General features: G+C 72.2%; 6 protein-coding genes and 1 pseudogene. 1 reads left to right on the top strand and 6 read right to left on the bottom strand.

The genetic code is table 11. The features are described 5' to 3' along the window. Nucleotides 1-234 precede the first annotated feature (234 nt). Nucleotides 235-966, top strand: a complete 732-nt coding sequence (locus ABT186_RS21265; protein ID WP_351223531.1) for a nucleotidyltransferase family protein — start codon at nucleotides 235-237, stop codon at nucleotides 964-966. A gap of 80 nt (nucleotides 967-1,046) precedes the next feature. On the opposite strand, the gene ABT186_RS21260 is transcribed toward ABT186_RS21265, so the two are convergent. From ABT186_RS21260 to ispD, 6 genes and pseudogenes are all read right to left on the bottom strand, one after another. Beyond that, the gene (locus ABT186_RS21260) at nucleotides 1,047-2,768 is read right to left on the bottom strand and encodes a DoxX family protein (RefSeq protein WP_351926246.1); all 1,722 of its coding nucleotides are present in this window, start codon (nucleotides 2,766-2,768) and stop codon (nucleotides 1,047-1,049) included. A 146-nt stretch (nucleotides 2,769-2,914) separates the two neighbouring features. Continuing rightward, nucleotides 2,915-3,022 (bottom strand): annotated as a pseudogene (locus tag ABT186_RS21255) (23S rRNA (guanosine(2251)-2'-O)-methyltransferase RlmB); the annotation flags it as partial. 94 nt (nucleotides 3,023-3,116) lie between these two features. Then, nucleotides 3,117-4,055 carry a 23S rRNA (guanosine(2251)-2'-O)-methyltransferase RlmB gene (rlmB, locus tag ABT186_RS21250; RefSeq protein WP_351223533.1) on the bottom strand — a complete coding sequence of 313 codons (939 nt, stop codon included), beginning with the start codon at nucleotides 4,053-4,055 and terminating at the stop codon, nucleotides 3,117-3,119. Nucleotides 4,056-4,152: 97 nt separating this feature from the next. Further along, complete coding sequence (gene cysS, locus ABT186_RS21245; RefSeq protein ID WP_351223535.1) at nucleotides 4,153-5,553, bottom strand: cysteine--tRNA ligase; 1,401 nt, start codon at nucleotides 5,551-5,553, stop codon at nucleotides 4,153-4,155. Between the two features lie 314 nt (nucleotides 5,554-5,867). After that, nucleotides 5,868-6,389, bottom strand: a complete 522-nt coding sequence (gene ispF, locus ABT186_RS21240) for a 2-C-methyl-D-erythritol 2,4-cyclodiphosphate synthase (RefSeq protein ID WP_351223537.1) — start codon at nucleotides 6,387-6,389, stop codon at nucleotides 5,868-5,870. After that, nucleotides 6,379-7,170 (bottom strand): 2-C-methyl-D-erythritol 4-phosphate cytidylyltransferase, encoded by a 792-nt coding sequence (ispD, locus tag ABT186_RS21235; protein WP_351223539.1) that lies wholly within the window; start codon nucleotides 7,168-7,170, stop codon nucleotides 6,379-6,381. The genes ispF and ispD overlap by 11 nt, the downstream gene beginning before the upstream one ends. Between the last annotated feature and the right edge of the window lie 238 nt (nucleotides 7,171-7,408).

Here is a 7,408-nt window from a genome sequence, read left to right as displayed (position 1 = left end):
CCGGGTCCCGGCGCCCCCCTTCCCGGGTCCGTGGGCCCGCCGTCCCGGGTCCGGGGGCCCGCCTTCCCGGACCGGGGCCCGCCTTCCCGGACCGGGGCCCGCCTTCCCGGACCGGGGCCCGCCTTCCCGGACCGGGGCCCGCCTTCCCGGGCCGGGGCCCGCCTTCCCGGGCCGGGGCCCGCCTTCCCGGGCCGGGGCCCGAGGTGCCGACGGGGCGCGACGTACAGTTCGGTCATGACCGATTCGAACGCCGCCTCGCGCCCCGTGCAGGCCGTCATCCTGGCCGGTGGCCAGGGCTCACGGCTGCGTCCGTACACCGACGACCGGCCCAAGCCGATGGTGGAGATCCCCGGCACGGGAACCCCGATCATCGGCCACCAGCTCAGCTGGCTCGCCGAGGAGGGCGTCACGGATGTGGTGGTCTCCTGCGGCCATCTCGCCGACGTCCTGCAGCACTGGCTGGACTCCGCCGATCTGCCCGTCCGTGTCACGACGGTCATCGAGACGGAGCCGCTCGGACGCGGCGGCGGCCTGCGATACGCAGCCGAACACCTCCCGCACCCCGACAAGCCGTGGTACGCGACGAACGGCGACATCTGGACCCGGTTCTCGCTGCGCGACATGGCGGACTTCCACGCCGAGCGCGACGCAGTCGCCACGCTCGCGCTGGCGCGCCCGCGCATCCCGTGGGGCGCCGTGCAGACGGACGGCTTCGGCCATGTCACGGACTTCATCGAGGCCCCGCCGTCGACGTTCGAGATCAACGCGGGTGTCTACGTCTTCTCCGCCGAGTTCGCCGAGCTGCTCCCCGAGCGCGGTGACCACGAGCGCACGACCTTCCCACGCCTCGCCCGGGAACACCGGCTGGCCGGCTTCCCGATCCCGCAGGGCGCGTACTGGCGGGCCATCGACACGGCGAAGGACCTGACGGAGGCGGCGAAGGAACTGGCGGCGCTGGGGCGTTGACGCACGCGCTCCCTCCTCACACGTGGGTGGGGCCCCGCACACTCACTGTGCGGGGCCCCACCCATGGGTGACGGTACGAGCTACCCCAGCAGCCCGCCCACCAGATGATCCGAGCCTCCGGAGCTGTTCCCCCCGCCGCTGCTCGCCCCGCCCGTCGGGCCGCCCGTGCCGCTGCCGCCCGAGGACGACGGGCCCGCGCTCGTGCTCGGGGCCTGCTGCACCGGCGCCGAGTGCCGCGGCGGGACCTGGCCGCCCGCCGTGCCCTGGGTCTGGCTCGGCTGGCCGCCCGTGACCGTGCCCGTCGCACCGGCCGTGCTCGGCGTCGTGGCCACGCTCGACGGCGAGGACGTCGTGCCCTTGGTCGTCGTCGGCGAGTGCGGGGCCGAGGGGCTCGCCCGGTGCGTCCCCTGACCCGGCGTCCCGGGCAGCGGCGAGCCCGGCAGTTCGTTGCGCGGCGCCTCACCGGGTCCGGGAACGACCACGCGGTCCGTGTCCCGCACCGCCCCGCCGAGCAGCGACCCGACCAGAAGCGTCAGCCCGGTCACGAGCGCCGTGACCAACGTGCCCCGCCGCAGCACGTACTGCCGCAGCTCCCAGATGTCCGCCCGCGGCCCGAGCCGACGCCATGCGCTGCCCGCCAGACGGCCGTCCACGGAGTACACCGGCGCCCCGGCGATGATCAGCGGCGACCAGGCCGCGAGGTAGATGATGTCGGGCGTGTCGTACGCGGGCACCGTCCGCCAGCTCACGGTGACGATCAGCGCGGCCGAGAGCATCGCCCCGACCGCTGCCGCGAGCCGCTGCCACAGGCCGAGGACCGTGAGCACGCCCACGATCACCTGGAGGAAGGCGATGACGAGACCGGTGCCGACGGGGTGCTGGAGCGCGAACTGCCGCAGCGGTTCGGCGGCTTCCCAGGGGTGCAGCGTGTTGAGCCAGGTGACCATGGAGCCGCGCTTGCCACCGTCGAAGTACAGGGGGTCGCAGAGCTTGCTCATGCCAGCGTAGGCGGAGATGGAGCCGAGGAAGATGCGCAGGGGCAGCAGCACCACCCCGAGGTTCATCCGGCGGCCGGGGTAGTAGGCGTGCCGCACTGGGTCGCCGGCGTGCCGCTTGGCCGGACGCCGCTGCTCCCCGGTACCGGCCTGATCCGCGAACTCGGCGTCCTCGTAAAGGGGTTCGTCGTAGTCGGGGCCGTCGTAGGCCGGTTCGCCGTAGACGGACTCCCCGTAAGCGGGGTCGTCGTACGCGCTGCCGCCGCTCTGCAGGTGCGGCAGCAGCCGGGTCTCACCGTAGCCGTGGCCGCGCGGGGCGCCGATGACCGGCGTCTGAAGGGTCCGGTCGGTCAGTCCGTCGTCGTAGCCGCCGGCTCCCGGCAGATCGTCGACGCCGATCCGGGGGATGACCTGGGTCGCGCCCGCGCCGGCGGAGTACTCCTCGCCGTGTCGCACGCTGGAGCTCCGCACGGCCTGCAACAGCCGGTGGGCGCCGGTGTCGTCGGGCGCCGACTTCCCGCTCCAGACGACGGGCCGGCGGCGGACGCCGGTGGCACCGGACGCACCGACTCTGCCCGCCGTACCGACGACGGGCATGCGCGCCATCTCCGGGTTGACGCTCGACTGCCGTGCGACCCGCGGGAACTGGGCGCGCCGCGCCGACGCGCCCAACTGCACGCGGAAGCTCGCATGATTGACGATGACCTGCGCCGGATCGCTCGGCACCTTCACCATGCTCAGCGCGGGAGTGTCGTCGAATCCCGACGATCGGTCCCCCGTGGGTGTGCGGGGTGTTCTGGTCTCCACACTCATCTAACCGAGTGACGTGTGGTTAGGACACTGCTTTGACCGCGCGGATCTGTCCGGACTCCGTCAAGCTCGCCCGGGACACCCGAATTACACCGTACGGGTGAGGTCACGAACGCCCGTTCAGGTGCCCATGGCCGTCGGCGTCATGCGCGCCTGCGGGCCGCCTCATACAAGACGATCCCCGCAGCCACACCCGCGTTGAGCGACTCCGCACCGCCCGGCATCGGAATCCGCACCCGGAAGCCGCACGACCCCTCTTATCTGCCGCCCTCGCACGCTTCGCGGTTTCGAACGGCTGCGCGCGGCCTCCGACCAGCGGGCTCCACCTGCCTACGACGGCTGCCGTCAACCCCGCCTACGAGCCGCCTCATACAAAACAATCCCCGCAGCCACACCCGCGTTGAGCGACTCCGCACCGCCCGGCATCGGAATCCGCACCCGGAAGTCGCACGTCTCGCCGACCAGTCGCGACAGCCCCTTGCCCTCGCTGCCGACGACGATGACGACCGGCCCCTCCAGGGCCTCCAGCTCACCAAGTTCGACGTCCCCGTCGGCGGCGAGCCCGACGACCGTGATCCCCGCCTTCTGGTACGCCTCCAGGGCGCGCGTCAGGTTGGTCGCGCGGGCCACGGGCGTACGGGCGGCCGTGCCGGCGGACGTCTTCCACGCACCGGCGGTCATCCCGGCCGCGCGACGCTCGGGCACGACGACCCCGTGCCCGCCGAAGGCGGAGACGGACCGGACCACGGCGCCCAGGTTCCGCGGGTCGGTCACCCCGTCGAGGGCGACGATCAGCGGGTCCTCGCCCTCGTCGTACGCGGCGTCGGTGAGGTCCTCCGGGTGCGCGTACTCGTACGGCGGGACCTGGAGGACGAGACCCTGGTGGTTGAGGCCGTTCGTCATCCGGTCGAGCTCGGGGCGCGGGGCCTCCATGAGGTTGATGCCGCCGCGCTCCGCGGCGAGCTGCAGCGCCTCGCGCACGCGCTCGTCGTTGTCGATGAACTGCTGCACATAGAGCGTGGACGCGGGCACGCCCTCGCGAAGCGCCTCGACGACCGGGTTACGCCCGACGACCAGCTCGGAGGACGCCTTTCCGCCCGGACGACGCTGGGGGCGTCCCTGTGCGCGGCGCGCCTTCGCCTGTGCGGCGCGCTGCTTGGCGTGCCCCTTGCGCATCTCGGCGGGCGGAGTCGGGCCCTTGCCTTCCAGGCCTCGGCGCCGCTGGCCGCCGCTGCCGACCTGCGCGCCCTTCTTGCCGGACATGCGGCGGTTGTTCGCGGCCATGACCTACCTGTCTCCAGAAAATGTCGTACGTACGTCTATGCAGTGTGCCGCCCGGAGGGCCGGGCGGCACAATCGATCTTCGCCGGTCGCGGCGGGCTCAGCGCGCGCCGAGCGTCCAGCGCGGCCCCTGCGGGCTGTCCTCGATGACGAGCCCGGACTGGTTGAGCTGGTCACGGATGGCGTCCGCGGTGGCCCAGTCCTTGCGGGCGCGGGCCGCCTCGCGCTGCTGGAGCACCATGCCCACCAACGAGTCGACGACCCCGTGCAGATCCTCACCGCGGTCGCCCTCACCGGCCCACTGCTCATCGAGCGGGTCGAGGCCGAGGACGCCGAGCATGGCGCGCACCTCGGCGAGCCGGGCCACGGCGGCCTCCTTGTCGTCGGCGGCCAGCGCGCTGTTGCCCTGCCGGACGGTGGTGTGCACGACGGCGAGCGCCTGCGGCACGCCCAGGTCGTCGTCCATCGCCTCGGCGAAGGCGGGCGGCACCTCGTCGGCGGGCTCGACGACGCCGCCGGCCTTCTCGACGACACGCTGCACGAAGCCCTCGATGCGCGCGAACGCGGACTCGGCCTCGCGCAGAGCCTCCTCGCTGTACTCGATCATCGAGCGGTAGTGCGGAGTGCCCAGGTAGTAGCGGAGCACGATGGGCCGCCACTGCTTGACCATCTCGGAGACGAGAACCGAGTTGCCGAGGGACTTGGCCATCTTCTCGCCGGCGATGGTGACCCAGGCGTTGTGCACCCAGTAGCCGGCGAAGTCGTCGCCGAAGGCCTTGGCCTGGGCGATCTCGTTCTCGTGGTGCGGGAAGATGAGGTCGAGGCCGCCGCCGTGGATGTCGAAGGCTCTGCCCAGGTACTTGTGGGCCATGGCGGAGCACTCCAGGTGCCAGCCGGGCCGGCCGCGGCCCCACGGCGTCTCCCAGGTCGGCTCACCGGGCTTGGCGGCCTTCCACATGGCGAAGTCGCGCGGGTCCCGTTTGCCCGTCTCCCCGGCCCCGGAGGGCTGCTGAAGGTTCTCCAGCTCCTGGTTGGAGAGCTGGAGATAGCCGGGGAAGGACCGCACGTCGAAGTACACGTTCCCGTCGGCCTCATAGGCGTGCCCGCGTTCGATGAGCGTGCGCATCATCTCGACCATCTCGGTCACGTGACCCGTGGCCCGCGGCTCGTTGGTCGGCGGCAGGCAGCCGAGCACGTCGTACCCCTCGTTGAAGGCGCGCTCGTTCTCGTACCCGATGGCCCACCAGGGGCGGCCCTGGTCGACGGACTTGGCGATGATCTTGTCATCGATGTCGGTCACGTTCCGGATGAACGTGACCTCGTAGCCGCGGTACTCGAACCAGCGGCGCATGATGTCGAAGTTCAGGCCCGAGCGGATGTGCCCGATGTGCGGCGCGGCCTGCACGGTGGCACCGCACAGGTAGATCGAGACACAACCCGGCTTGAGCGGGGTGAAGTCACGGATCTGCCGGGCGCTGGTGTCGTACAGGCGAATAGTCACGAGTCCAGAGTAGTGGCCCGCACCCAGTGCCCAGCGCCCCTTGAGGCCAAGGCCACGTATTCGTGACACAGCGAGCCGGAAGAAACGACTCGGACGCTCCCGACAACCGTCCCGCGCAGAGACTGCCGGTCGCTCTCCCAGCCACCACCTGCGGCGCGTCCTGCGACGACGCCGGGTCGCCCTGCCCCACAGGGGGCTCCGCCCGCGAGCCGCGTACTCCTCACCGACAAGCCGCCCGTGTTGCCGTGGGCAGGCGACCGCCGACACCGCACCCGCACCCGCACCCGCACCCGCACCCGCACGGAGACTGCCGGTCAGCCCACCCGCACCACGAGCGCCGTGGCGATCGCCATCAGCCCTTCGTCACGGCCCGGGAACCCGAGGCCGTCCGTCGTCGCCCCCGAGACCGACACCGGGGCTCCGGCCGCATCCGAGAGGATCTTCTGGGCCTCGTCACGGCGTTTGCCGATCTTGGGGCGGGGGCCGACGACCTGGACCGCGATATTGCCGATCCGGAATCCCGCCGCGCGGACGATCCGCGCCGCCTCCGTCAGCAGCGTCACCCCCGACGCCCCCGACCACTCGGGCCGCCCCGTGCCGAAGTGCTGCCCCAGGTCACCCAGACCGGCCGCCGAGAACAGCGCGTTGCACGCGGCGTGCGCGACCACGTCCGCGTCCGAGTGGCCCGCGAGGCCCGGTCCCTCGCCCTCCCACTTCAGACCCGCGCACCACAGCTCCCGCCCCTCCTCGAAGGCGTGGATGTCGGTGCCGATGCCCACCTGGGGCAGCAGCGGCCCACCCGGCGGGAGCCGGAAATCAGACGCTTCAGAAGCCATCGGTCAGCCTCCTGCGCGCCAGAACCGCCTCCGCAAGGACCAGGTCCAGCGGCCGCGTGACCTTGAAGGCCTCCTCGTGACCGGGAACCACCACGACCTGCAGTCCCAGCTGCTCCACCATGCTCGCGTCGTCCGTGACGTTGTCCGTGACCGTCTCGTGGGCGCGGATCAGCGTCGCGCGGTCGAAGCCCTGCGGGGTCTGCACCGCGCGCAGCCGGGCGCGGTCAGGAGTCGCGACGACCGGTTCCGGCTCTCCGGGCGTACCCGCCGGCTCGACCTCTTTCACCGTGTCCGCGAGCGGCAGCGCCGGTACGACGGCCGGCGCGCCCTCCCGTACCGCCTCGATCACCGCGTCCACCGTGTCGACCGGAACGAGCGGCCGGGCCGCGTCGTGGACGAGGACGATCTCGTACTCCGGCGGCAGCGCGTCCAGGCCGAGCTTCACGGACTCCTGGCGCGTGTCCCCGCCCGGGACGACCAGGAAGTCGGTCCTCTCGGGCAGGGCGTGCGCGTCCAGAAGCGACTTGACCTCGGCGGCCCCGTCGGGCGGGGCCACGACGATCACGAGCGACACGGCACGGGACGCGGCCATGGCGCGCACGGCATGGATGAGCATGGGCGTGCCGTTCAGCGTGCGGAGTGCTTTGGGGGCGCCCGGACCAAGGCGTACGCCTCGGCCTGCGGCCGGAATCACGGCGGCGATGGGGGTCCCCCCTGCTCGAGAAGAGCCGAGAGCTTGGGGGAGGGCGCCGCTGGGCGAAGGGCGCGAATCGTCAGACATCGGTTCCTGCCAGGTTTGTGTGCTCGGCCGGGATGGGTATGGCCACAGCGTGCCGGGCGCGACGCCTTGACCGGACCCTTCCGTGACTTCTGGTCGAGCCAGCTGCCCGGGCCCGGCACGCCAAGTATCGGGCCAGAAGGATTCAACACGGCCCGCCGGCATCCGGCATCAGGGGTGGGTTCCACGCCTCGCCAGGGCTTCAGGTATCGGTGTCGGCTTCAGGTATCGGCGTCCGGGT

The sequence above is a fragment of the Streptomyces sp. NPDC001634 genome, assembly GCF_040298185.1.
Lineage (GTDB): Bacteria > Actinomycetota > Actinomycetes > Streptomycetales > Streptomycetaceae > Streptomyces.
Note: the sequence above shows the minus strand (reverse complement) of the source record. Positions and strands in the feature narration are given on the sequence as shown.

Excerpts from the sequence above, each read along its gene's own strand:
- ABT186_RS21265 (WP_351223531.1), top strand. The coding sequence starts at position 235 with ATGACCGATTCGAACGCCGCCTCGCGCCCCGTGCAGGCCGTCATCCTG.
- rlmB (WP_351223533.1), bottom strand. The coding sequence starts at position 4,055 with ATGGCCGCGAACAACCGCCGCATGTCCGGCAAGAAGGGCGCGCAGGTC.
- ispF (WP_351223537.1), bottom strand. The coding sequence starts at position 6,389 with ATGGCTTCTGAAGCGTCTGATTTCCGGCTCCCGCCGGGTGGGCCGCTG.
- ispD (WP_351223539.1), bottom strand. The coding sequence starts at position 7,170 with ATGTCTGACGATTCGCGCCCTTCGCCCAGCGGCGCCCTCCCCCAAGCT.